The organism is Streptomyces sp. NBRC 109706 (assembly GCF_000974485.1).
Classification (GTDB): Bacteria; Actinomycetota; Actinomycetes; order Streptomycetales; family Streptomycetaceae; genus Streptomyces.
Genome location: NZ_BBOM01000011.1, coordinates 120,526 through 140,084, shown reverse-complemented (window position 1 = coordinate 140,084; position 19,559 = coordinate 120,526). Strand labels below are relative to the sequence as shown.

18 protein-coding genes, 5 tRNA genes and 1 pseudogene are annotated in these 19,559 nt (G+C 72.8%); 8 read left to right on the top strand and 16 right to left on the bottom strand.

Translation table 11 applies throughout. The features are described from left to right. Positions 1 to 19: 19 nt before the first annotated feature. From thrS to AOM46_RS25375, 3 genes are all read right to left on the bottom strand, one after another. Positions 20 to 1,999, bottom strand: a complete 1,980-nt coding sequence (gene thrS / locus AOM46_RS25385) for a threonine--tRNA ligase (protein ID WP_062215505.1) — start codon at positions 1,997 to 1,999, stop codon at positions 20 to 22. Between the two features lie 151 nt (positions 2,000 to 2,150). Continuing rightward, positions 2,151 to 2,222: transfer RNA gene (locus AOM46_RS25380), tRNA-Val, on the bottom strand. Positions 2,223 to 2,264: 42 nt separating this feature from the next. After that, a complete protein-coding gene (locus tag AOM46_RS25375; RefSeq protein WP_062215503.1) occupies positions 2,265 to 2,732 on the bottom strand; it encodes a hypothetical protein in 468 nt (155 codons plus the stop codon). 162 nt (positions 2,733 to 2,894) lie between these two features. Between AOM46_RS25375 and AOM46_RS25370 the strand changes: the two genes are divergently transcribed. Next, positions 2,895 to 3,308 (top strand): SsgA family sporulation/cell division regulator, encoded by a 414-nt coding sequence (locus AOM46_RS25370; RefSeq protein WP_003959770.1) that lies wholly within the window; start codon positions 2,895 to 2,897, stop codon positions 3,306 to 3,308. 127 nt (positions 3,309 to 3,435) lie between these two features. Here the strand turns inward: AOM46_RS25370 and AOM46_RS25365 are convergent, their stop codons facing one another. After that, on the bottom strand, positions 3,436 to 3,645 hold the full coding sequence (locus AOM46_RS25365) for a hypothetical protein (protein WP_062215501.1): 210 nt from the start codon (positions 3,643 to 3,645) through the stop codon (positions 3,436 to 3,438). A gap of 124 nt (positions 3,646 to 3,769) precedes the next feature. Beyond that, complete coding sequence (locus tag AOM46_RS25360) at positions 3,770 to 4,192, bottom strand: hypothetical protein (protein ID WP_062215499.1); 423 nt, start codon at positions 4,190 to 4,192, stop codon at positions 3,770 to 3,772. Between the two features lie 103 nt (positions 4,193 to 4,295). On the opposite strand from AOM46_RS25360, the gene AOM46_RS25355 reads away from it, so the two are divergent. Then, on the top strand, positions 4,296 to 4,805 hold the full coding sequence (locus AOM46_RS25355; RefSeq protein WP_062215497.1) for a DsbA family protein: 510 nt from the start codon (positions 4,296 to 4,298) through the stop codon (positions 4,803 to 4,805). 204 nt (positions 4,806 to 5,009) lie between these two features. Here AOM46_RS25355 and AOM46_RS25350 read toward each other — a convergent pair whose 3' ends face one another. The 3 genes from AOM46_RS25350 to AOM46_RS25340 form a co-directional block, all read right to left on the bottom strand. Then, complete coding sequence (locus AOM46_RS25350; RefSeq protein WP_062215494.1) at positions 5,010 to 5,852, bottom strand: GNAT family N-acetyltransferase; 843 nt, start codon at positions 5,850 to 5,852, stop codon at positions 5,010 to 5,012. 85 nt (positions 5,853 to 5,937) lie between these two features. Next, positions 5,938 to 6,762 carry an aminotransferase class IV gene (locus AOM46_RS25345; RefSeq protein WP_062216248.1) on the bottom strand — a complete coding sequence of 275 codons (825 nt, stop codon included), beginning with the start codon at positions 6,760 to 6,762 and terminating at the stop codon, positions 5,938 to 5,940. Further along, entirely contained in the window at positions 6,737 to 7,816 is a 1,080-nt protein-coding gene (locus AOM46_RS25340; RefSeq protein ID WP_062215492.1) for a chorismate-binding protein, read from the bottom strand. Before AOM46_RS25340 ends, AOM46_RS25345 begins: the two co-directional genes overlap by 26 nt. Positions 7,817 to 7,924: 108 nt before the next feature. Here AOM46_RS25340 and AOM46_RS25335 point away from each other — a divergent pair. The 4 genes from AOM46_RS25335 (at position 7,925) to AOM46_RS25320 (ending at position 8,261) form a co-directional block, all read left to right on the top strand. Next, positions 7,925 to 7,997 (top strand) — tRNA-Gly (locus AOM46_RS25335). A 23-nt stretch (positions 7,998 to 8,020) separates the two neighbouring features. Beyond that, positions 8,021 to 8,091: transfer RNA gene (locus tag AOM46_RS25330), tRNA-Cys, on the top strand. Position 8,092: 1 nt separating this feature from the next. Further along, a tRNA-Val gene (locus AOM46_RS25325) sits at positions 8,093 to 8,164 on the top strand. A gap of 22 nt (positions 8,165 to 8,186) precedes the next feature. After that, positions 8,187 to 8,261 (top strand) — tRNA-Val (locus AOM46_RS25320). Between the two features lie 222 nt (positions 8,262 to 8,483). Here AOM46_RS25320 and AOM46_RS34800 read toward each other — a convergent pair. Beyond that, positions 8,484 to 8,654, bottom strand: coding sequence for a hypothetical protein (locus AOM46_RS34800; protein ID WP_199824073.1), 171 nt, complete (start codon positions 8,652 to 8,654; stop codon positions 8,484 to 8,486). Between the two features lie 339 nt (positions 8,655 to 8,993). Between AOM46_RS34800 and AOM46_RS25315 the strand changes: the two genes are divergently transcribed. After that, entirely contained in the window at positions 8,994 to 10,052 is a 1,059-nt protein-coding gene (locus AOM46_RS25315; protein ID WP_062215489.1) for a serine/threonine-protein kinase, read from the top strand. A gap of 244 nt (positions 10,053 to 10,296) precedes the next feature. Then, positions 10,297 to 10,992, top strand: a complete 696-nt coding sequence (locus AOM46_RS25310) for a D-Ala-D-Ala carboxypeptidase family metallohydrolase (RefSeq protein WP_067226612.1) — start codon at positions 10,297 to 10,299, stop codon at positions 10,990 to 10,992. Positions 10,993 to 11,063: 71 nt separating this feature from the next. Here the strand turns inward: AOM46_RS25310 and AOM46_RS25305 are convergent, their stop codons facing one another. The 7 genes and pseudogenes from AOM46_RS25305 to AOM46_RS25275 all read right to left on the bottom strand — a co-directional run bounded on the left by AOM46_RS25305 (position 11,064) and on the right by AOM46_RS25275 (position 19,537). Then, a complete protein-coding gene (locus AOM46_RS25305; protein ID WP_062215484.1) occupies positions 11,064 to 11,510 on the bottom strand; it encodes a GNAT family N-acetyltransferase in 447 nt (148 codons plus the stop codon). A gap of 59 nt (positions 11,511 to 11,569) precedes the next feature. Continuing rightward, entirely contained in the window at positions 11,570 to 12,400 is an 831-nt protein-coding gene (locus tag AOM46_RS25300; RefSeq protein ID WP_062215482.1) for an RNA methyltransferase, read from the bottom strand. After that, positions 12,397 to 13,602 carry a uroporphyrinogen-III C-methyltransferase gene (gene cobA, locus AOM46_RS25295; protein WP_062215480.1) on the bottom strand — a complete coding sequence of 402 codons (1,206 nt, stop codon included), beginning with the start codon at positions 13,600 to 13,602 and terminating at the stop codon, positions 12,397 to 12,399. Before cobA ends, AOM46_RS25300 begins: the two co-directional genes overlap by 4 nt. 199 nt (positions 13,603 to 13,801) lie before the next feature. Then, a pseudogene (gene cobT / locus AOM46_RS25290) lies at positions 13,802 to 16,024 on the bottom strand (nicotinate-nucleotide--dimethylbenzimidazole phosphoribosyltransferase); the annotation flags it as partial. A gap of 600 nt (positions 16,025 to 16,624) precedes the next feature. Beyond that, positions 16,625 to 17,863, bottom strand: a complete 1,239-nt coding sequence (cbiE, locus tag AOM46_RS25285; RefSeq protein ID WP_062215477.1) for a precorrin-6y C5,15-methyltransferase (decarboxylating) subunit CbiE — start codon at positions 17,861 to 17,863, stop codon at positions 16,625 to 16,627. 51 nt (positions 17,864 to 17,914) lie between these two features. After that, complete coding sequence (locus AOM46_RS25280) at positions 17,915 to 18,532, bottom strand: GNAT family N-acetyltransferase (protein WP_062215475.1); 618 nt, start codon at positions 18,530 to 18,532, stop codon at positions 17,915 to 17,917. A gap of 135 nt (positions 18,533 to 18,667) precedes the next feature. Further along, a complete protein-coding gene (locus tag AOM46_RS25275) occupies positions 18,668 to 19,537 on the bottom strand; it encodes a MetQ/NlpA family ABC transporter substrate-binding protein (RefSeq protein ID WP_062215473.1) in 870 nt (289 codons plus the stop codon). Positions 19,538 to 19,559: the final 22 nt, after the last annotated feature.

Here is a 19,559-nt window from a genome sequence, read left to right as displayed (position 1 = left end):
ACCCGCGCCCAGGGTGGCCTCAGACCTGGGCCCTGGTCTCCACCGCTTCGGCGATCTCCCGCAGCGCCTCGGCACGCGGAACGCCGTTGCGCTGGCTGCCGTCGCGGTAGCGGAAGCTGACGGCGCCGGCGGCGATATCGTCGTCACCCGCGATGATCATGAAGGGGACCTTGGACTTCTGCGCGTTGCGGATCTTCTTCTGCATCCGGTCCGACGAGGCGTCCACCTCCATCCGCAGCCCGGCCGCCCTGGCCTCGGCGGCGAACTCCTGGAGATAGGGGATGTGCCCGTCGCCGATCGGGATGCCCACCGCCTGGACGGGGGCCAGCCACGGCGGGAAGACGCCCGCGTAGTGCTCCAGCAGCACGGCGAAGAACCGCTCGATGGAGCCGAAGAGCGCCCGGTGCAGCATCACCGGGGTCTGCCGGCTGCCGTCGGCCGCCGTGTACTCCAGATCGAAGCGCTTGGGCTGTTGGAAGTCCACCTGGATGGTGGACATCTGCCAGGTCCTGCCGATGGCGTCCCTGGCCTGCACCGAGATCTTGGGCCCGTAGTAGGCGGCGCCGCCCGGGTCCATCACCAGCTCCAGGCCCTGCTTGCCCGCCGCCTCACGCAGCGCGTCGGTCGCCTCGGCCCACTCCTCCGGCTCGCCGATGAACTTGTCCGAATCGCCCCGCGTCGACAGCTCCAGATAGAACTCGTCGAGGCCGTAGTCCCGCAGCAGGTTGAGCACAAAGGTGAGCAGGCCGTCCAGCTCGTCCGGCATCTGCTCCTTGGTGCAGTAGATATGCGAGTCGTCCTGGGTGAACCCCCGGGCCCTGGTGAGCCCGTGCACCACGCCCGACTTCTCGTAGCGGTAGACCGTGCCGAACTCGAACAGCCGCAGCGGCAATTCGCGATACGACCGGCCACGCGCCCGGAAAATCAGGTTGTGCATCGGGCAGTTCATGGCCTTGAGGTAATAGTCCTGCCCCTCGAATTCCATGGGCGGGAACATGGACTCCGCATAGTTCGGCAGATGCCCCGAGGTCTCGAACAGCTTTCGCTTGCTGATGTGCGGGGTGTTGACGAATTCGTACCCCGCGGCCTCGTGACGGCGTCGCGAATAGTCCTCCATCACCCGGCGGACCGTGCCGCCCTTCGGATGGAACACGGCCAGCCCCGAGCCCAGCTCCTCCGGAATGGAGAACAGGTCGAGTTCGGCGCCGAGTTTACGGTGGTCCCGCTTCTCGGCCTCGGCGAGAAAAGCCAGATGGGCCTTGAGTTCGTCCTTGGTCGGCCAGGCGGTGCCATAGATCCGCTGGAGCTGCGGATTGCGCTCGCTCCCGCGCCAGTAGGCGGCGGCCGAACGCATCAGCTTGAACGCCGGAATCAGCCGGGTGTTCGGCAGGTGAGGCCCGCGGCAGAGGTCCTTCCAACACAGCTCGCCGCTCTTGGCGTCCACGTTGTCATAGATGGTCAACTCGCCGGCGCCCACCTCGGCGTCCGCGCCCTCGGCCGACTCGGCGGCCGCGCCCTTCAGCCCGATCAGCTCCAACTTGTAAGGCTCGGCCGCCAGTTCAGCCCTGGCCTCGTCGTCGCCGACCACCCGGCGGACAAAGCGCTGCCCCTGCTTCTGGATGCGCTGCATCTGCTTCTCGATGCGGCCCAGGTCCTCCGGGTGGAAGGGCGCCGGCACATCGAAGTCGTAGTAGAAGCCGTCCTTGATCGGCGGGCCGATGCCCAGCTTGGCCTCCGGGTACAGCTCCTGGACGGCCTGGGCGAGCACATGGGCGGTGGAGTGCCGCAGGATGTCGAGGCCGTCGGGCGAGGTCAGCTCGACCGGCTCGACCTCGTCCCCGTCGGCCAGCGGGTGCGTGAGATCGCGGAGTTCGCCACCGATCCTGGCGGCCACCACGGAACGCTCGCCCTCGAAGAGCGCGGCGGCCGTCGTGCCCGTCGTCACCACGCGCTCTTCCCGCTCGGAATCGCGTTGGATGATCACACGGACGTCTGACACCGGTCTCTCCTGACTCTTGCCGGGGGAAGGGCAGCGAGCGCTGCGCACCGCCGCATCGTACCGAGCGCACCGGGGGCGTCGCGCACCCGGCATCGTGGCCCGACACAGCGAAAGACCGGCCCGCCTGAACGACGAACCGGCCTTCCCGGGGTGGGCGATACTGGGTTCGAACCAGTGACCTCTTCGGTGTGAACGAAGCGCTCTCCCACTGAGCTAATCGCCCGGTGTTGTGCTCTGCGGCACGTGAAGAACCATACAGGGCAGGTCAGCCGACGTCCAAATCCCCTTCCAGACAGGCCCGCAGGCCACGCTCCCCCGACCGGGTCATCGCGGCGTGGTTGGCCCGCAGCACCGGCCTGGCGGGCGGGCCGAACCTCAGCGGCACCGCCGCCGTCAGCACACAGTCCTGGGCGTGGACGACGAGCGTGCGGCGGCCGTCGGGGAAGAGCGACCAGCGCAGCGCGCCCTCCAGATCGCCGGACAGCAGCACCTCAAGCCGCCCCGTCGCCGGATCGCACCGCCCCCTGCGCACCCCCACCCGCAGTTCGAACGGCAGCACCGAGCGGATGGTGACCAGGCCGTGGTCGACACCGGTGCGTCGCACCGCGCGGATCTGGGGCCACCAGTGCGGATAGCCCTCCGGTTCGTCGAGCACCGCGAAGATCTCGGCGGACGGCGCCGCGACACGCCAGACACCCCCGAATTGGTAACGGGTCCACCAGGGGTGGGACATACCCTTCCTCTTCACTCCGGGCCCTATCAGAGCTCCACCATTGGAATGACGTTAAAGGGAGCAATGCGGGCAGACTGGTTTACAACCGACGGGTATGTGGCATCTCGATTTGGCCGACGTGCGAATCCCCGAGCGCACACTGAGCGAAAGGCCCTGGCGCTTATGAACACCACGGTCAGCTGCGAGCTGCACCTGCGCCTCGTCGTATCGAGCGAGTCCTCACTACCTGTACCCGCGGGGCTGCGGTATGACACGGCGGACCCCTACGCCGTACACGCCACATTTCACACCGGAGCCGAAGAAACCGTCGAGTGGGTTTTTGCCCGTGACCTGTTGGCCGAAGGGCTTCACCGCCCTACGGGAACGGGAGATGTCCGGGTCTGGCCCTCCCGCAGCCATGGTCAGGGAGTCGTCTGCATCGCCCTCAGTTCCCCGGAGGGGGAGGCGCTGCTGGAGGCCCCGGCCCGAGCCCTGGAATCATTCCTCAAGCGGACCGATGCCGCCGTGCCCCCGGGTACCGAGCATCGACATTTCGACCTCGATACGGAACTCTCGCACATTCTCGCCGAGAGCTGACGACCCGCCGGTCCCTCCCACCGTCTGACTCGGGGCGACGGTGCGGGACCGGCGCTGACCCCCACACACCACGGCGCCGTCGCGATTCCCTCGCGACGGCGCCGTGGTGTGCCGCCGGGGCGCGCTCTCAGAGCCAGAACTGGTCATGCACCCCCGCGATCAGCAGCAGCGCGCCGATGAAGGCGAGGAAGAGCATCAGCGGCGGCTGGGAGACGGCGAAGAGGCAGCCCCTCGGCTCGGTGTCCCCCGCGGGGTGCTCCGCGCCCACCTCGGCCTGGGGTTCGGGGGTGGGCGGGGCGACGGATTCGGGAGCGTGCTCCCCGGTGATATGGGCCATGACGCGGTGATCATGACGCAGCGGGCGCCGCCCGCGCGATCAACAGGTCTCCTTCGCGCGGCAATTCCCCGTTTTGCCCACACGGGCGCCCCGGCCTGTGCTAGGGCCTGTCTCTGGCGCGGCTCTAGATGCCGTGCTTCTTCAGGATGGCCTCGATATCGGAGAAGTCGTCCGCCGCACCCGCGCCGCCGGCGGCTTTGGTGCCCTTGCGGCCCGCTGCCGGCAGGGCCGGCTTGCTCGCGCCCTTGGCGGTGACGGCCGGGGTGGAGGGCTCGGCCGCCGGCTCGTCACGGCCGCCCCGGTCGGCCAGCCGGGCCGAGAGGAAGAGCAGGAGGGCGAAGCCCAGCACCCCCACGCCCGCCCAGGCCACCGGGTTGAACGTCATATTGATGATCAGACGCAGGATGCCGGTCATCGCCAGGCCCACCGGCACCAGCGAAACCGCGGCCAGCCGCATCGCGGCGGCATACCGGCGGCGCTTGGCCACCAGCAGCGAGATGCCCAGGCCGGCAGCGGACAGCAAGGTACATGCGATGCCAGTCAACATCTGTCCATGGTGCCGCGCCCGCGCCGCTGAGGCCAGCGTCGGACGCCGGGATCAGGGAGATCTCGGGGTCGACCCCCACGAACCGGATGGAAGACTGTCGGCCATGAACGAGACGACCCCTGCCGCCGTGCTGGACGTGTGGTGCGACCTCCAGTGTCCCGACTGTCACCGGGCGGAGGACGATCTGCGGGCCCTGGCCGAACGTTTCGGCCCCGCGCTGGAGATCAGGCGCCGGCACTTCCCGCTGCCGGGCCACCAGCACGCGCTGGCCGCCGCGCAGGCCGCCGAGGAGGCGTACGCGCAGGGGCGGGGCGACGCCTACTGGACGGCGGTGCTGGCCAGGACCGGGGCGGTGACCAGGCGGGGCGAGGCGGAGCTGCTCGCGGTGGCCCGCGAGACCGGGCTGGACGCGGACGAGGTGGAGACGGCGCTGATCGACGGGCGTCATCTGCTGGCGGTGGACGCCGACCACGCCGAGGGCAAGGCGCTGGGTGTCACCGGCACACCCACCTATCTGATCGACGGCGAGCGGCTGGACGGCGGCCGGAGCCAGGCCGGGCTGCGCGAGCGGATCGCCGAGATCGTCGAACGGCTGCTCGCGCGGCGGGCCTGAGCGGGGCCCTACGCCGGGCAGGCGCGAGCGGCATCCCCCACCGGGCGGGTGGCGGGCGAAATCCTCCCCCGCCGGACGGGCCCGCTGCGGGCCCGAGCGGGGCCCTACGCCGAGCGGGCGGGGGCGGAGTTGCGCCCGCCGGGGGCGGGCGGGGGCTCCCATGGACTGGCGAACGCCGGATGGTCCGCCGGGCGGGGGCGCCCGTCACTTCAGGGGTTTGGTGAGGTGCAGCCGGACCGGGCGGTAGCCGAGGGAGGCATAGAGCCGGGAGGCGGGCACATTGCCGGCGAAGACATGCAGGGTGAGCCGGCCGGTGCCGCTCTCGACGGCGAGGCGTTCGGCGACGCCCAGCAGGGTGCGGCCGTGGCCGTGCCCCCGGTGTTCCTCCGCGACCCGCACGCCGAGCAGCATCGGCCCCCGTTTGACCTCCTCGGGGGTGCGGCCGAGATCCAGCCAGCAGCTGCCCACCGGGGTGCCGTCGTGTTCCAGGACGCGGAGCACCGCGCCGGCGCTGTCCAGGCCGTCGGCGAGCGCGGCGGTCACATCGGTGTCGGCCCGGAAGGCCGCCCACTGCTCCGGCACCCCGCGCGCCACCCAGGACCGGGCGTAGCCGGCGCGCTCCTCCGCCAGCCAGCCGTCGAACTCGGCCTCGGTCATGGGGCGGGCGGAGCTGCCGGCCGGCAGCGGGGCGGGCCGCTTCGTCAACTCCCTGGTCAGGAGGCGGCCGCTGGGCTGGTAGCCGAGCGCGGTGGCGAGCCGCAGCACATCCTCGGCGCCGGCGTCGACGGTGGCGTCGGCCTGGCCGCAGCCCCAGCCGCGCAGCACCTCCTCGGCGGCGAGCACGGCGACCGTGCCCCGGCCGCGTCGACGTTCGGCCGGCTCGACCGTGAGGTCGAGCAACCGCCCCGCCCGGTGGGCGAAGCGGCTGTCCGTGGCCAGCGTGAGCGCGCCGACCGGGCGGCCGTTGTCGGCGATCGCGAACGATCGGCGACGGCCCCCGTCCTCGGCGCGCTCCTCGGGTCCCGTGGGGCGCAACGTGGTGGTCATCGGCGGATCCCTACCCAGCCGCGCGGCGTTTTCCCCGCCCGGCGCGGTGCGCTTGGCACCCGGCACCGGACGGTGGCGTCACCCGTCACGGGTCGATGTCGGCGGCGGCGTTGGCCCGGAAGACGCGAAGCGCCTCGGCGGTCACCGGGCCGGGGGCTTCCGGAAGTTCGCGGTCGTCGACGCGGCGCACCGCCTGCACGTCCCTGGTGCTCGATGTGAGGAAGACCTCGTCGGCCCATCCCAGGCAGTCCATCGGCAGCTCGGTCTCCTTTGCGCCCGACCACTCCACCACCAGGGCCCGGGTGATGCCGGCGAGGCAGCCGGCGGAGAGCGGCGGGGTGTGCAGCTGGCCGTCCAGCACCACGAAGACATTGGTCCCGGTGCCCTCGCACAGCTGCCCGGCGTTGTTCCCGAACAGGGCTTCCGAGGCGGCCTGTTGACGGGCCCTGGCCAGCGCGATGACGTTCTCCGCGTAGGAGGTGCTCTTCAGTCCCGCGAGGGCGCCGCGTTCGTTGCGGGTCCAGGGGACGGTGATCACCGAGGTGCTGGCCGGCGGGGCCTTGGCCTCGCCGTGGGCCACCACCAGCGTGGGCTTGCCCTCGCCCCGGTCCGAGCCGAGCGGCGCCTGCCCGCCGGTGTAGGTGACGCGCAGCCGGCCGCGTTCCAGCGGGACGGCGTCGAGCACCGCCCGCGCGGCGCGGCGCACCTCGTCCCGGTCGGGCTCGGGAAGTCCGAGGCCGGCGGCGGAGACGGCCAGCCGGTCGAGGTGGCGGCTCAACGCGAAGGGGCGGCCCCTTTCGGTCTTGAGCGTCTCGAACACCCCGTCGCCCACGGTGAGTCCGTGGTCGAAGACGGAGACCCGCGCGCTGTCGGCGTCGCGCAACTCACCGTCCAGCCAGATCAGCGCCATCTCGGCTCCTTCTCTTGGTGCTGTGCTGTTCCCCAGCGGACGCTACCCCAAGGAGCCGTTCGGCCTTCAGTACCGTCTCGGCCCACTCGCCCTCGGGTCGCGAGTCCCAGGTGATGCCGGCGCCCGCGCCGAAGCGGAGCCGGGGGCGGCCGCCGGTCCGGTCGATCCAGAAGGTGCGGATGCCGACGGCCAACTCCCCCACCCGCCGGTCGGCGTCCACCCAGCCGATCGCGCCGCAGTAGGGGCCGCGGGGCGCCGGCTCCAGCTCGTCGATGACGGCCAGCGCGCTGGACTTGGGGGCGCCGGTGACCGACCCGGGCGGGAAGGCGTGGGTGAGCAGTTCGGGCCAGCCGGCGTCGGCGGCGAGTTCGCCGCTGACGGTGGAGACCAGGTGGACCAGGCCCGGATAGCTCTCGACGACGCACAGCTCGGGAACGGTGACGGAGCCCGGGACGCAGACCGCGCCGAGGTCGTTGCGGACCAGGTCGACGATCATCACGTTCTCGGCCCGGTCCTTGGGCAGCAGCGCCTCGGGGGTGCGGGCGGTGCCCTTGATGGGCCCGGACTCGACCGTGCCGCCGACCCGGCGCAGGAACAACTCCGGTGAGGCGGTGGCGATCTCGGTGTCGTGCGCGGGGAGCCGGATCGAGCCGGCGTAGCGCGCCGGGTGCCGGCTGGCGAGCCGGGCGCGCAACGCGTCGATGTCGGCGGCCGGGTCCGGCAGCGGGGCGGACAACACCCGGCAGAGGTTGACCTGGTAGACGTCGCCGGCCGCGATGCGGCGGCGGATCTCCTCGACGCCGGCCAGATAGCCGGCCCGGTCCAGGGAACTGGTCCAGCCGTCGGGGGCGGGGCCGTGCCAGGCCGGCTCGGGGCCGGCCGGACGCGGGGCCGGCCGCAGGGTGGCGAACCTGGCGCAGACCAGCCGGCCGTCGAAGTCGGCGGCGACCGCCCACCACCCCCGGGAGTCAAGGGCCTCGGGGTCGTCGGTGACATCGATCAGGTCGGTGGCCACCAGCCCACCGAATCGGGCAAGCGCAGGTTGTTCGTGCACCTGTGCGAGTCTAGAGGGGTGCTCAGCGGAAGGTGAGTTTGAGCTGGCCGTTGAATCCGCTAGAGTTCATGACGTCGCCGGGCCACGACAAAGGGCCCGAGGACAACTGCGGACGTAGCTCAGTTGGTAGAGCATCACCTTGCCAAGGTGGAGGTCGCGAGTTCGAATCTCGTCGTCCGCTCGAAGAGGGCCATGCCCTCATCCGGTGGAGTGGCCGAGAGGCGAGGCAACGGCCTGCAAAGCCGTCTACACGGGTTCAAATCCCGTCTCCACCTCGGACGATTAGCTCAGCGGGAGAGCGCTTCCCTGACACGGAAGAGGTCACTGGTTCAATCCCAGTATCGTCCACTGGGTCCGCGAGGACCCACCCGCGCGATTAGCTCAGCGGGAGAGCGCTTCCCTGACACGGAAGAGGTCACTGGTTCAATCCCAGTATCGCGCACCAGCGGTAGGCCCGTAGTAGGGCTTCGGGGCCGAGGAGATCACTCCTCGGCCCTCCTTCTTTGCCCGGAGGATCTTTGTCCCGGAGGCTTCCCGGGACAAGCACGACGATGCCCGGGCGGCTCCCCAGCCGCCCGGGCACATATGCCGTCCGCTTCCCCGTCCCCACGGGGTTGGTGTGCCGGTGTCCCCGACCCGGGCCGCTCTCCCGGGCCCGGAGCGCCTCTCAGCGCCCCAGCGTGCCGGCCACGGACGACGCCTGTGTGACGACGGCATCGATGCCGCCCGTCATAAAAGCCAGAGCGAACGCCAGCGGCACCACCATCGCGGCGGCCACCAGAGGGTGACGCCGATCCGTCGGGCGGGTGGTTGCCCGCTCTGCCGCCATGCGTGTCATCTCCGCACTCCTGTCCGTCTGTTGGCAGCGGCGGACGGGTGACCTCGGGGGACGGCTTCTGCGCCCGCCGCTGTAGAACAACCCTAGGCAACGCACCCCCCTGGCCACGTCACCCCGGCGTACCGACCTCAAGCCTCCCCGAGGAGGACGGCGAGCCTTCCCGGCTACTCCTCAGGGTGGACAAGGTGCCCGCCAAGCCGAGGGTTTGCCCCCAGGGAAGCGCGGAACGTCACGATCTTGGTCGCGGAACGTGACGACGGTACGCGCGCGGCCTTTCGCTCCTCGCGGGGTCCAGTCCGTAAGCTGTGGCCATCACAAGCCCCGGGCAGCGAGGTGGACATGGCGATGATGCGGCTCCGGCGCGAGGACCCGCGAGTCGTCGGAGCCTTCCGACTGCACCGTCGGCTGGGCGCGGGAGGGATGGGCGTCGTCTATCTCGGATCGGACCGGCGCGGCCAGCGGGTCGCGTTGAAGGTCATCCGCCCGGATCTCTCCGAGGACCAGGAGTTCCGCTCCCGCTTCGCCCGTGAGGTGTCGGCGGCGCGGCGGATCAGGGGCGGGTGCACGGCCCGGCTGGTCGCCGCGGATCTCGACGCCAGTCGGCCGTGGTTCGCCACCCAGTACGTTCCCGGGCCCTCGCTGCACGACAAGGTGGCGGAGCACGGCCCGCTCTCGGCGGCCGAGACGGCGGCCATCGGCGCCGCGCTGGCCGAGGGCCTGGTCGCGGTCCACGAGGCGGGCGTCGTGCACCGCGATCTCAAGCCGTCCAACATCCTGCTGTCGCCCAAGGGGCCCCGCATCATCGACTTCGGCATCGCCTGGTCGACGGGGGCCAGCACGCTCACCCATGTGGGCACGGCGGTCGGCTCGCCCGGGTTCCTCGCCCCCGAGCAGGTGCGCGGGCAGGGTGTCACCCCCGCCAGCGACGTCTTCTCGCTGGGCGCCACCCTGGCGTACGCGGCGCTGGGCGACTCCCCCTTCGGGCAGGGCAGTTCGGAGGTCATGCTCTACCGGGTGGTGCACGAGGAGCCCCAACTGGTCGGTGTTCCCTCGGCGTTGGCCCCCCTGCTGCGGTCCTGCCTGTCGAAGTCGCCGGAGACCAGGCCGAGCACCACGCAGCTGTCGCTCCGGCTCAAGGAGATCGCCGCCCGCGAGGCCAGGGGCGTGCCGCAGCCCGCGCGCCGGCAGCGCGTCACCGTCCCGGAGCGCGCCGCGCCCGAGCGGCCGCGCGCGAAGCGCCCGGCACCACCTCCCGCGCGCCGGCGCCCGGTCCCCTCCACCGCGCGCCGGGTGGCCGACCGCCGGCTGCTGCGGCAGCGGGTGTTCGTCTTTGTCACCGTGACCCTGCTGGTGGTCCTGGGCATCAGCCTGGCCCAGGGCTGCCAGGGCCCGCTCTAGTCGTCCGGGCACGTTCGCGCAGGTGGGGCCCACGGGACGCCGCTTTTCCCGGTGGCCGGCCGTCGCCCCGTCGTTCCCCCGGAGTCCCCCGGACGCCGTTCGGCCGGCCCGAGGTTGTCAACTACCTGCACGCCACTAGTAGTTGACGCGCGTTGACGCGCTCATGCACTCTCGTCACACCCCCTCTTTCCCCTCACGGAGGTGTCACTTGAAACGGCTTCTACGCGCATTGCTCGCGTTTGTCATGCTCGGCTCACTCGCAGTGGTCGGCACCGTGGCAACCGCCACCACCGCCCAGGCCGACGGGTGTTACACCTGGAACCGCACCCTCAAGCAGGGCCACAGCGGTGCCGATGTCACCCAGCTCCAGATCCGGGTCGCCGGATACCCGGGCTATGGCGCCGAGTTGGCGATCGACGGCAAGTTCGGACCGGCCACCGCCGCCGCCGTCAAGCGCTTCCAGCAGGCGTACGGCCTGTCGGCCGACGGCGTCGCCGGCAACCAGACATACAGCAAGATCTACGCGCTGCAGGACAACGACTGCACCCCGGCGCACTTCACCTATGCCGAGATGAACCGCTGCAACAGCACCTGGTCGGGCGGCTCGGTGAGCGCCGCGACGGCCAAACAGAACGCGCTGCGGGCCATGTGGAAGCTGGAGGCGCTGCGACACGCCCTCGGCGACCGGCCCCTCGTCACCAGCAGCGGCTTCCGTTCCACCGCGTGCAACAACGCGGCCGGTGGGGCCGCCGGCAGCAACCACCTCACCGGTCGGGCGATCGACCTGGTGGGCACGCCGACCTTCTGCCAGATCGTGAAGCAGGCGCGCTACCACGGCTTCAACCACATCCTGGGACCGGGCTTCCCGGGCCACAACGACCACGCCCACATCTCGGGCCAGGCCACCCGCCGCTGGTCCGCTCCCAACTGCGGCATCTGAGCACCGCCCCCCGTGGCCGACGCGACGGAGCGCCGGCCACGGGGGTTCGTCGCGTCGGAACGGGCGGCGTCTCAGCCGTTCTCCGGCACGTCAAGGCTCAGCGCCATCACCCGGTCCGGCGGGCCGTCGAGCGGGCCGAAGCCGACCCGGGCGTAGAGGTCGTGGGCGTCGGCGGTGAAGAGCAGCACCCGCTTCAGGCGGTGCGGGGCCAACCGGTCGCGCACCGCGCCGGCCAGCCAGGTGCCCAGGCCGAGGCCGCGGTGGTCCCGGCTCACATAGACGTCGCAGAGCCAGGCGAACGTCGCCAGGTCGGTGACCACCCGCGCGTAGCCGACCTGGCCGCCGTCCGGCGCGTAGACGCCGAAGTTCAGCGAACCGTCGATCGACCGCTCCACGGTCTCCCGATCGCGCCCCAGCGCCCAGTAGGCGTCGGTGGAGAGCCAGTGGTGGACAAGACCGATATCGAGACGGTCGGAGTCGGTCGAGATCTCATAGCCGTCGTCCCTACGGGTCACCATGCCGGCATCGTAAGGTCAAGTCCCCGGCGCGCACCCGGAATTCCGCCGCCCCCGACCCGTCACCTGGGCCTGGCGAGGGCGTAGCAGGCGACGGCAGCGGCGGCGGCCACGTTCAGGGAGTCGATGCCGTGCGCCATCGGGATGCGCACCCGGCGGTCGGCGACGGCCAGCGCGCGGGGCGTCAGCCCGTCGCCCTCGGCACCCAGCATCAGGGCCAGCCTGGCGTCGCCAGCCTCGGCCACCACGGTGGCCAGATCGGTCGCCGTGGCCTCGGGGGTGAGCGCCAACAGCTGGAAGCCGGCCTCCCGCACCTCCCCCACCAGCCCGCCGGGCCAGCGGGACAGCCGGGCGTAGGGGAGGGAGAAGACCGCGCCCATCGAGACCTTCACGGACCGCCGGTAGAGGGGGTCGGCGCAGTCGGGGGAGAGCAGCACCGCGTCCATGCCGAGGGCGGCGGCGCTGCGGAAGACCGCGCCGACATTGGTGTGGTCGTTGACGGCCTCGAGCACCACCAGGCGCCGCGCGTCGGTCAGCAGGTCGGCGGGCGCCGGCAGCGGCCTGCGGTGCATGGCGGCGAGGGCGCCACGGTGGACGTGGTAGCCGGTGACGTGTTCGGCCAGTTCGGGGCTGACCACATAGACGGGGGCCTCGGTCTCCTCGATCACCTCGGCCATCGTCTCGGCCCAGCGCGGGGTGAGCAGCAGGGACCGCATGGGGTAACCGGCGTCCAGGGCGCGGCGGATGACCTTCTCGCCCTCGGCCATGAACAGCCCCTGGGCCGGCTCCAGGCGGCGGCGCAGCGCCACATCGGTCAGCCCCGTGTAGTCGGCGAGGCGAGGGTCGGCCGGATCGTCGACCGGGATCAGCCGCCGGCTCAGGGTGTCGCTCATGGCACGGCCACCACATCGCCGACGACGATCACCGCCGGGGGCCGGATGCCGGCCTCCGTGAGCCGGTCGGCGACGGTGCCCAGGGTGGCGTCCACCCGGCGCTGTGCCGGGGTGGTGCCCTCCTGGACGACGGCGGTCGGGGTGTCGGGGGAACGACCGTGTCGGATCAGGGTCTCCGCGATGGCGCCCATCCGTTCCACCGCCATCAGCAGCACCAGCGTGCCGCGCAGCGCGCCCAGCGCCGGCCAGTCCACCAGGGAACGGGGGTCGTCGGGCGGCAGATGACCGCTGACCACGGTGAACTCATGGGCGACCCCCCGGTGCGTGACGGGGATGCCGGCGGCACCCGGGACGGAGATGGCGCTGGTGACGCCCGGCACCACGGTGACCGGGAGGCCGGCCTCGGCCAGCGCCTGCGCCTCCTCGCGGCCCCGGCCGAAGACGAAGGGGTCGCCGCCCTTGAGGCGCACCACGGAGCGGCCGGCCCTGGCGTGTTCGACCAGCGCGGCGTTGATCGCCTCCTGCGCCATATAGCGGCCGTAGGGGATCTTGGCGGCGTCGATCACCTCGACGCCGGGCGGGAGTTCGTCCAGCAGGTCCCTGGGGCCGAGGCGGTCGGCGATCACCACGTCGGCCTCGGCGAGCAGCCGGCGGCCGCGCACGGTGATCAGGTCGGGGTCGCCCGGGCCGCCGCCGACCAGGGCGACGCCGGGGGTGCGGTCGCGGTGCCGGCGGGCGGCGAGAGTGCCGTCCCGCAGGCCCTCGACGACGGCGTCCCTGACTGCGGCCGAGCGGCGCGGATCGCGGCCGGTGAGGACGGCGACGGTGACCCCGTCGCCCCGGCCGGTGGCCGGCGTCCAGGCGGTGGCGGCCTCGGCGTCGTCGCTGCGGACGCACCAGACCCGGAGCCGTTCCGCCTCGGCCGACGCGGCCTCGTTGACGGCCGTGTCGTCGGTCGCGATCAGCAGGTACCAGGCGCCCTCGACATCGCCGGGACGGTAGCCACGGCGCTCCCAGCGCAGTTCGCCGCTCTCGGCCATGGCCTCGACGGACGGGGTGACGGCGGGGGCGATCAGGATGACGTCGGCGCCGGCGGCGAGCAGCGCCGGCAGCCGGCGCTGGGCGACCGTGCCGCCGCCGAGCACCAGCACTCGGCGGCCGGCCAGGCGCAGCCCGACGGGGTAGGCGGGGTGTTCGGACATCGGCGGGGCGGACTCCTTGACGCGGGGCGCGCCGGGCGGGCGCGCCGCTGCAGCCCCGGCCGCCGGGCCGGGGGCCGTGGCGTGCCGGGTGCGGGGTGGTCGGTTGCGGGGCGCCGCTGCTCCGCCGCCTCAGCTTACGGCGCCGGGCGGCGGGGCCCGGCGCCGCGCCGGTCGGTTCAGCTCCTGTCGGTGCCGCCGGTCAGTTCTTGTCGGTGACGCCGGCCGAGTCGAAGGTGGCCACATCGCGCATGGCGCGGGCGGCGCTCTGCACCAGCGGCAGGGCCAGCAGCGCCCCCGTGCCCTCGCCGAGCCGCAGATCGAGATCGATCATCGGGCGCAGCCCCAGCGCGGTGAGCGCGGTCTGATGGCCGGGCTCGGCGCTGCGGTGTCCGGCGACGCAGACCGAGACGGCCTCGGGCGCGATGGCGCGGGCGGCCAGCGCGGCGGCGCCGGCGCTCACCCCGTCGAGCAGCACGGGCACCCGTTGGGCGGCGCCGCCGAGGATCAGCCCGGCGAGCGCCGCGTGTTCGAGCCCGCCGACGGCGGCGAGCACGCCCAACGGGTCGCTCGGATCGGGCTGGTGCAGTTGGAGCGCGCGGCGGACCACGTCGACCTTGCGGGCCAGCGTCTCGTCGTCGATGCCGCAGCCGCGCCCGGTGACCTCGGCGGCCTCGGCGCCGGTGAACGCGGCGACCAGGGCGGCGGCGGCCGTGGTGTTGGCGACGCCCATCTCGCCGGTGAGCAGCGCCTGGTTGCCGGCGGCGACCAGATCGCGGGCGGTCTCGATGCCGACCTCGACGGCGCGCAGCGCCTCTTCCCGGCTCATCGCCTGGCCGACGCTGAGATCGGCCGTGCCGGGCCGCACCCGGCGCGGCACAAGACCCGGCATCCCGGGCAGTTCGTCGCGGACGCCCACGTCGATCACGCAGACCTCGGCGCCGACCTGGGCGGCGAAGGCGTTGCAGACGGCTCCCCCGCCGAGGAAGTTGGCCACCATCTGGCCGGTGACCTCCTGCGGCCAGGGGGTGACGCCCTGGGCGTGCACGCCGTGGTCGGCGGCGAAGACGGCGACGGCGGCCGGCTCGGGCACGGGCGGCGGGCAGCTGCGGGAGAGGCCGCAGAGCTGGGCGGAGATGACCTCCAGCGCGCCGAGCGAGCCGGCGGGTTTGGTCATCCGTTTCTGCCGCTCCCACGCCTCGCCGAGCGCCTGGGCGTCGAGCGGACGGATCTCGGCCAGGGTCTCGCTCAGCAGGTCGTGCGGTTCGGAGCCGGGCAGCGCGCGGCGGCCGTAGGACTCCTCGTGCACCACCCAGGAGAGCGGCCTGCGGTGCGCGGCGCCGCCCCGGTCCGGCTCCGGCTCGTCGGGGAAGGCGTCCACATAGCCGACGCAGAGGTAGGCGACGACCTCCAGATGCTCGGGCAGGCCGAGCGTGCGGACCAGCTCCCGTTCGTCGAGGAAGCCGATCCAGCCGACGCCGAGCCCTTCGGCGCGGGCGGCGAGCCAGAGGTTCTCCACCGCGAGGGCGGAGGAGTAGGGGGTGGTCTGCGGTTGGAGGTGCCAGCCGTAGGTGTTGCGGCCGCCACGGGTGGGGTCCGCGGTCACCACGATGTTGACGGGGGTGTCGCGGATGGCGTCGACGGTGAGCTGGCGGAACTGCCGGGCCCTGGCCTTGGGCAGCGATTTGGCGTAGGACTCGCGCTGGCGGCGGGCCACCTCGTGGATGGCGGCGCGGGTCTCCTCGGACTTGATGATCACGAAGTCCCAGGGCTGGGCCGGGCCGACGCTGGGCGCGTTGTGGGCCGCCTCCAGGACCCGCAGCAGCACCTCGGGCGGGATCGGGTCGGCGCGGAAGCCGTGTTGGACATCGCGCCGGTCGCGCATCAGCCGGTGCACGGCGTCCCGTTCGGGCTCGGGGTAGCCGGGCGCCGCGGGCGGCTCCGCCGGCCGCGCGGAGGGCGCGGGGGTCGGGGTGGGCTGGGGCTGCGCGGGGACGGGCGCAACGGGCTCCGCCGCCTGCTCGGGGGCGACGGGCTCCGGCGGCAGTTCGGGGGCCTGTTCGGTGGCGGGTGCCTGTTCGACGGCGGCGTGGGCTTCGGCCGGCTGGGGAGGCGGCGCCTCGACGGGGGCCGGGAGAACGACGGGGGCGGCGGGCGGCGTCGGGGCCTGGGGCGAACTCGGCGCGGGCGCCGGCCCGTTGGGCTGCGGCGCGACCGGGACGGCGGCCGGCCGCACCTCGGCCGGCACGGGCGCGGCGACGCCCTGCGGCGGGGTCGGGGCCACGGTCGGGACGGCTTCCGCCGGCCGCGGCTCGGCGGCCTCGGCCGGCACCGCCTCGGCGACACCCTGCGGCGGCGTCGGAGTCGGCGGAATCGGAGCAGGAGTCGGAGTAGGCGGCGGACCGGCCTCGGCCGCCGGGGCCGGGCTCGGCGCGGGGTCGGCCTCGACGGCCGGCGGCGTGACGGGGGCCTGCTCGACGGGCGCCGGGGTCGGCGCCGGCGCGGGTGCGGGTGCGGGCTGGTCGGCCCGGGTCAGCGGGACATCGAGGTATTCGGGCTCCGTCGGGTGGGAGCCGGGGCGTGGGACGGGGCGGACGTTCTGCCGGGGCGCGGGGGCGGGTGGCGCCGGTGCGGCGGGCACCTCGCCCCAGGCGGCGGCGCTGCCCGGCATCAGCAGCTCTTCCTCGTCCGTCTCCTCGGCCTCCTCGGCTCCCTCGATCACGGCTCCCGCCACCGGCGCCACCTGGGGCTGTCCGGGGTAGGGGTAGGCGGCGGGAGGGGGTGTGTCCAACCGCTCCGGCTGCTCCGGCTGTTCCCCCTCGGGGATCGCGCCGGGGGCGTCCGTCATGCGTCCACCTCGCCCATCGCATGTGCTCCTTCCGTTGCCTGACAGGGCCGGACGCCATGGTCGAAACGACCGTGAGAGAACGTGTCCGGCTGACGGCACAACGGTCGTTCAGCCTACCCGGGATGGCGTGCGACGCTGATCGTGGGCGCCGGACTGACCCTGAATGATCCGTATTTGTCAGCCAACGGATGACAACAGACGCGCAGCGAGCAGAAAGACAACTGTTCTGCCCTGTTCCGACCAGTCGCCGACCGCGAGTTCAACGGACTGCACCAGGGTGCACTCCACGGCATAGCCGGCCCCGGTGAGCACCCGGCCGGCCGCCTCCGCCTGGTCGCGGGTCATGGCGTGGCTGACGATGCGCTCGGGCCGCCGGTCGGCGCAGGCGACCAGGGTGCGGTGCCCCCCACCGCCCACCCGGATCAGATCGGGTTGCGGGAGGTCGACCAGCGCCTGGGGCGCGACGCCCTGGACGGTCTCCAGCTGCACCCCGACCCGGCGGGCGGCTGCCTCGGCCAGCGCCAGGGCGCGCGGGTCGCGGTCGACGGCGATCACCGCGGCGCCGAGCCGGGCCGCCTCGACCGCCGTCAACCCGCCGCCGCTGCCCACGTCCCACAGCAGATCCCCCAACCGGGGGCCGAGGACGGAGAGTTCGAGGGCGCGCAGGCGTCGGCTGCGCCCGGCGCCCTCCGCGTCCCGGTCGGGTGCCGGCTGGCCGTAGGCGGCCGGGTCGAGGCCCCAGCCGCGCGGCTCCTCGGGCAGATCGCCGGTGGCGAGGCCGGCCAGCCAGCTGCTGGTGCCGGAGTGGGCGAGGGTGCCGCCGATGACGATCACCACGTTGGGGTCGGTCCAGTGGTGCCGTGGCACACGGTCGGAGGTGAGCACGGAGACCCGTTCGCGGTCGGTGCCCAGCGATTCGCAGATCACAAAGGTGCGTTGCTGGGCTCCGAGGAGCAGCGCGATCTCGGTGGGTCCGGCGCCGGGCGCGGTGAGGACGGCGACCTTGGGGTGCGCGCGGCAGACGTTGACGGCGCGGCGGAGGGTGCGTTCGTTGGCCACCACCACGCGGGCGTCGTCCCAGGGCATGCCGGCGCGGGCGAAGGCGGTGGCGACGGCGGAGACGGCGGGCACCACCTCGACCTCAAGGCCGTGCGTCGGATCGCGCAGCGCGCGTACCACCCCGAAGAAGCCGGGGTCGCCGTCGGCGAGCACCACGGCGGTGCCCCGGTGGGCGGCGATCCTGCGGGCGGCGACCGCGACGCTGCCCAGGGTCACCCGCTCGGCGCGCGGCGGGACTTGGGGCAGGTCCAGATGGCGGGGGGCGCCGGCGACCAGGGTCGCGGCGCGGAGCGCCGTGGTGGCGGCAGGGCCGAGGGGGGACCCGTCCCATCCGATGACGGTGACGCGGTCGGCCATGGATCTCCTGCGGGGAAGGGCTGGTGACGGCGTTGAGCCTACCGCGCCCGGTCAGACGTCGGCCGGCCGCCGGTGGTGGTAGGGGGCCTCCTCGATGTCCTCCGGGAGCAGGCCCCAGACGATCAGGTCGGTGCGGATGTCGGTCCAGCCGCCGTCCTCGGTGCGGGAGCGCACTATCAGCGCGTTGCGCAGCACGCCCTCGCTGACGCAGCCGACCTTCTGGGCGACCTGTTGGGAGGCGGTGTTCCCGGCCGCGGTGCGCAGCTCCAGGCGTTCGAACTTCTGGTCGCGGAAGAGCCACTGGGCGACGGCCTGCACGGCCTCGGCCGCGTAGCCCTCGCCCCTGGCCCAGGGGCCCACCACATAGCCGATCTCGGTGCTGGACACCCGCCAGTCGGTGTTCATCAGGTGCACGCTGCCGACCAGCCGGTGGGTGAGGTACTCGGTGACGGCCAGCACGATGCCCCGTCCCTCGGTGCGTTCGGCGGGGGCCCTGCGGGTGATCCAGTCGTAGGCCTCGCGCCGGGTGTAGGGAAGGGGTGCCGAGGTCCAGGCGATGCTCAGCTCGTCGCTCATCATGGCGGCCAGCTCGGGGGCGTCGGCCTCCTCGAACGGACGGAGCATCAACCGTTCGGTGTTGATGGAGATATCGGGGAAGGTGGATGTCATGCGGGCTCCATGCCTGGCCTGGGGTCTCGTGCACAGCATGGCGCATGGGGCGGGGAACGACCGCGCCGGGCCCCGGCTGTGTCGCGGGGCCCGGCGTGGGGGCGTCGGTGGACGCCGCGGGTGTGGTGGGGACGGTCAGCCGGCGGGCGTGCCGAAGGCCGGGATGACGGAGCCGTTGTAGGTGTCCTCGATGAACTGCCTGACCTCGTCGGAGTTCAGCAGCTCGGCCAGCTTCTGGACGCGCGGATCGTCCTCGTTGCCCGCGTTGACGGCCAGGAAGTTGGCGTAGGGGTTGTTCTCGGCGTCCTCCAGGATCAGCGCGTCCTCGGCGGGCACCAGCTCGGCCTCCAGGGCGTAGTTGCCGTTGATCACCGCGGCGTCGAAGTCCTCCAGGGCGCGGGGCAGCGAGGCGGCCTCCAGCTCCTGGAAGTTGAGGCCGTTGTCCTCGGTGATGTCGCCCAGGGTCGCCTCGGCGCCCACCCCGTCGGCCAGTTCGATCAGGCCCTCGCCGGCGAGCAGCTGCAGGGCGCGGCCGCCGTTGGTGGCGTCGTTGGGGATGGCGACGGTCGACCCGTCGCCCAGCTCCTCGAAGCTGTCGAGCTGGGAGGAGTAGAGGCCCAGCGGCTCCAGGTGGACGTTGATGACCGGCACGATGTCGGTGCCCTGCTGGGCGTTGAAGTCGTCCAGGTAGGGCTGGTGCTGGAAGAAGTTGGCGTCCACGTCCCCGTCGTCCACCAGCGTGTTGGGGATGACGTAGTCGGTCACCGTGCGGATGTCCAGGTCGAGCCCCGCCTCCTCGGCGAGGTTGTCCTTGACGAACTCCAGGATCTCCACATGGGGGACGGGGTTGGCGGCGACGCTCAGCGGCTGCGCGGGGTCCGCGGCGGCGTCGTCACTGCCGGAGCCGCCGGTGTCCGGGTCGGAGTCGGTGCCGCAGGCGGTCAGCCCGAGGGCGAGGGCCGTGATGGTGGCGAGGAGCGCGCCGGACTTGAGGTGAGTACGCACGAAGAGTGCCTTTCGCTTGCTG

Excerpts from the sequence above, each read along its gene's own strand:
- AOM46_RS25350 (WP_062215494.1), bottom strand. The coding sequence starts at position 5,852 with ATGACCACCACGTTGCGCCCCACGGGACCCGAGGAGCGCGCCGAGGAC.
- AOM46_RS25365 (WP_062215501.1), bottom strand. The coding sequence starts at position 3,645 with ATGGCCCATATCACCGGGGAGCACGCTCCCGAATCCGTCGCCCCGCCC.
- AOM46_RS25305 (WP_062215484.1), bottom strand. The coding sequence starts at position 11,510 with ATGGTGACCCGTAGGGACGACGGCTATGAGATCTCGACCGACTCCGAC.
- AOM46_RS25310 (WP_067226612.1), top strand. The coding sequence starts at position 10,297 with ATGCTCGGCTCACTCGCAGTGGTCGGCACCGTGGCAACCGCCACCACC.
- AOM46_RS25345 (WP_062216248.1), bottom strand. The coding sequence starts at position 6,762 with ATGGCGCTGATCTGGCTGGACGGTGAGTTGCGCGACGCCGACAGCGCG.
- AOM46_RS25375 (WP_062215503.1), bottom strand. The coding sequence starts at position 2,732 with ATGTCCCACCCCTGGTGGACCCGTTACCAATTCGGGGGTGTCTGGCGT.
- AOM46_RS34800 (WP_199824073.1), bottom strand. The coding sequence starts at position 8,654 with ATGACACGCATGGCGGCAGAGCGGGCAACCACCCGCCCGACGGATCGG.
- cbiE (WP_062215477.1), bottom strand. The coding sequence starts at position 17,863 with ATGGCCGACCGCGTCACCGTCATCGGATGGGACGGGTCCCCCCTCGGC.
- AOM46_RS25300 (WP_062215482.1), bottom strand. The coding sequence starts at position 12,400 with ATGAGCGACACCCTGAGCCGGCGGCTGATCCCGGTCGACGATCCGGCC.
- AOM46_RS25315 (WP_062215489.1), top strand. The coding sequence starts at position 8,994 with ATGGCGATGATGCGGCTCCGGCGCGAGGACCCGCGAGTCGTCGGAGCC.
- cobA (WP_062215480.1), bottom strand. The coding sequence starts at position 13,602 with ATGTCCGAACACCCCGCCTACCCCGTCGGGCTGCGCCTGGCCGGCCGC.
- AOM46_RS25280 (WP_062215475.1), bottom strand. The coding sequence starts at position 18,532 with ATGACATCCACCTTCCCCGATATCTCCATCAACACCGAACGGTTGATG.
- AOM46_RS25360 (WP_062215499.1), bottom strand. The coding sequence starts at position 4,192 with ATGTTGACTGGCATCGCATGTACCTTGCTGTCCGCTGCCGGCCTGGGC.
- AOM46_RS25355 (WP_062215497.1), top strand. The coding sequence starts at position 4,296 with ATGAACGAGACGACCCCTGCCGCCGTGCTGGACGTGTGGTGCGACCTC.
- AOM46_RS25370 (WP_003959770.1), top strand. The coding sequence starts at position 2,895 with ATGAACACCACGGTCAGCTGCGAGCTGCACCTGCGCCTCGTCGTATCG.